2 protein-coding genes are annotated in these 2,719 nt (G+C 50.1%); both read left to right on the plus strand.

Translation table 11 applies throughout. The features are described from left to right. Window positions 1-199: 199 nt before the first annotated feature. Entirely contained in the window at window positions 200-421 is a 222-nt protein-coding gene (locus WC490_08220) for a ChaB family protein (GenBank protein MFA5098583.1), read from the plus strand. Window positions 422-438: 17 nt separating this feature from the next. Continuing rightward, the coding region (locus tag WC490_08225) for an HAD-IC family P-type ATPase (GenBank protein ID MFA5098584.1) at window positions 439-2,719 on the plus strand (2,281 nt) is incomplete at its 3' end.

The following is a 2,719-nucleotide window of genomic DNA, read 5'->3' on the forward strand; positions in this document are numbered from 1 at the left end:
AAGAAGAGATTGAAGTTTTGAACAAAAAGAAACAGGAGTCGCTCAACAGGCTTGAACAGGTCAAACAAGCCACTGAAGGTGCTTGGGAAAGCCTGGCGGAGGGCGCAACTAAGGCGTGGAACGATCTCAGAGAGGCTATGCAGAAGGCTGCCGAGAAATTTAAATAAGGTGCTGTCAGCTATCGACAAGGAGGAGACCAATGCCGATACGAACAGTCCCTTCGAGCTTAAAGGATAAGCTCCCTCAAAGAGCCCGGGAGATCTTCGTCAACGCATTCAATAACGCCCATAAACAATACAAAGACCCGGAGAAACGCAGGGGAGATCAATCGCTTGACGAAGTAGCCAGTAAAGTCGCCTGGAGCGCGGTCAAGAAAGATTACGAGAAAGGCAAAGACGGCAGGTGGCATAAAAAAATCTAGCATGGAGCCTTATCCATATGCCTGATTATTCCTATTATCAAAAAGAAGTTTCCGAGATATTCGCGGAGCTGAAAACCGAAAAATGCGGCCTTTCTTCTGATGAGGCAGAAAAGAGGCTTAGAGAACACGGCAGCAATTCCTTTAAAGAAGAGAAACAGACCCCGCTCTTCGTATTATTCTTCCTGCAATTCAAAGACCCTCTGATCTATATCCTGCTTTTAGCTGCGATCATTACCTTTGCCATCCGCCACTACATAGATATGTCGGTGATCATGGCTGCGCTTATCATCAACGCGGTAGTCGGTTTTATCCAGGAATTCCAGGCAGAGCAGGCAATGCGTAAGATACAAGAAATGACCGAGCTTAAGGCAGCCGTTACCCGCAACTGCGCGGATGAAAAGATAGATGCAAGCGACCTTGTTCCCGGCGATGTGATCGGTCTTTCCGCGGGCAATAAGGTCCCCGCAGACGCGCGCATATTCGAAGAGATCGAGCTGCATATAGACGAATCTGCGCTTACCGGGGAATCCGTTCCCCAGGAAAAAGATACCGCGGCAATAAAGCGAAGCAATGTCATGGTCGCCGACCAGGAGAACATGGCGTTTATGGGCACGGTGGTCGTGCGCGGAAAAGCAAAGGCGGTTGTGGTGGCAACCGGGCTTGACACTCAGATAGGCAGGATCTCGGAAAAGATAAAGACCACGAAAAAGGAAAAGACGCCTTTGCAAAAACGTCTCTCTGAATTCAGCGGTATAGTTGGCATTATTTCCGTGGGTTTGGCGTTATTCATCTTTGCCGTGGGCGTGCTGAAGTCAAAACCGGTGATCGACATGGTGCTTGTTTCCATAAGCCTTGCGGTTTCCATTATCCCCGAAGGCCTGCCTGTGGCGATCACCATTGCCATGGCCATCGGTATGAAGCGCATGGCTGACCGGAACGCGATTATCCGCAAACTCGTGGCAGTGGAAACGCTGGGAAGCTGCGATTATATCTGTTCGGACAAGACAGGCACCATAACCGAAAACAAGATGTTCGTCAAAGAGGCCTTTGCAAACGAGAAAACTTACAAATTCAAGGGAGAGGGATATGCTCCTGAAGGCGAGATCACTCTGGAGGACAGCCCGGTAAAAGACGATAAAGACCTGCGCGCCCTGCTTCTTTGCGGAGCGCTCTGCAACGACGCAAAACTTGTTCACAAGGGATCAGTCTGGCAGATAGAAGGCGACCCTACTGAGGCAGCTCTTTTGGTTTCCGCGGGCAAATTCAACATACGTCGGGAAAAAGAAGAAGGCGAGTATGAATATATAGAGGAAGTGCCTTTCAGCTCCAAGCGGCAATTCATGGCTGTTCTTTACCGCCATAAAGATAAGGACGTTATCTTTGTCAAAGGCGCCCCGGAAAAAATTCTGGAATTCTGCGGCCAAAAGGGGAACAATCCTTTACAGGACAACTATGCCCAGATGACTGCTCAAGGATTCAGGGTCCTGGGATTTGCCTTGAAAGAAAAAGCCGGGATTGAAAAATCAGACCTCGAAAAAGAAGCTACCGGCGGTCTAACTTTCCTCGGTTATCAGGGCATCATCGATCCTCCGCGCCCAAGCGCTATCGAGGCCATCAAACAGACCAGGGATGCCGGCATACGCACGGTCATGGTCACAGGCGACCATAAACAGACAGCAGAGATCATTGCCAAAACCATCGGACTGCTGGACGAACAGAGCATGATCGTGGAAGGAAGCGAGCTCGAGGAAAAAGGAGAGGCCTTCCTTAAAGAAAATTGCGAAAAAATACGCGTCTACGCCAGGGTCGGCCCTGATCATAAGCTTAAGATCGTGCAAGCCCTGCAGGACAAGGGGCATATCGTAGCAGTTACCGGAGACGGCGTCAATGACGCGCCTGCCTTAAAAAAATCAAATATCGGGGTTTCCATGGGAGGAATAGGCACGGATGTGGCCCGGGAAGCCTCTGACATGACGCTTAAAGACGATAACTTTGCGACTATCTTCGAGGCGACGAAAGTTGCAAAGGTGATCTTTGATAATATACGCAAAGTGATCTTCTTTCTGCTGGGTCCTTCCATCGGAGAAGCGTCGATCATCATCCTGTGCCTTTTTCTCGGTCTGCCGCTTCCTTTTCTGGCGACACAGATCCTCTGGGTCAATCTGGTCACCAACGGGTTGCAGGACATAGCACTTGTTTATGAACCCGGCGAACCTGATATCGCCAGGCGGAGGCCGCGCAACCCGAAGGAGCCGGTGGTCAACGCATTCATTCTGCGCCGGTTAATACTAGTGGGAA

It is taken from the genome of Candidatus Margulisiibacteriota bacterium (assembly GCA_041650635.1).
Taxonomy (GTDB): Bacteria; Margulisbacteria; WOR-1; order JAKLHX01; family JBAZKV01; genus JBAZKV01.